Origin of the sequence: Massilia mucilaginosa (genome assembly GCF_011682145.1) — a bacterium.
Lineage (GTDB): Bacteria > Pseudomonadota > Gammaproteobacteria > Burkholderiales > Burkholderiaceae_D > Telluria_A > Telluria_A mucilaginosa.
Window position 1 is genome coordinate 1 of sequence record NZ_WHJH01000280.1, and the last position, 332, is coordinate 332.

The 332-nt window shown below is 57.5% G+C and carries 1 protein-coding gene; it reads right to left on the minus strand.

From position 1 onward, the window contains the following. Nucleotides 1-330: MetQ/NlpA family ABC transporter substrate-binding protein (locus tag F2P45_RS34860; protein ID WP_370663353.1), on the minus strand; the 330-nt coding region annotated here is incomplete at its 3' end. Nucleotides 331-332 lie beyond the last annotated feature (2 nt).

Genomic DNA, 332 nt, shown 5'->3' on the forward strand with positions numbered 1-332 from the left:
GTCTTTGACTTTGGCCAGCGATTTGTGCTTCTTGCTGTAGATGGCGATCGGCGCGGTCGGAATGGTCACCAGGTCGGTCAGCGCCAGTTTGTGCTCGGTCGCGAATTTGGTCAGGTAGACGATGTGCTGGAACACGTTGGCGTCGAGCGAGCCTTCAGCCAGCGCAAAGTTGGGCTGGATGTAGTCGTTGAACTCGATCAGCTTGATCTTGTAGCCCTGTTTTTCGAGGATCGGTTTGATCCCCAGCTTGATCTGGTCCGCGTACGGGCCGGCGCTGGTGCCGATGACGATTTCTTTCGGGTCCTTGGCGGCGCTGGCGGATGTAGCGATAG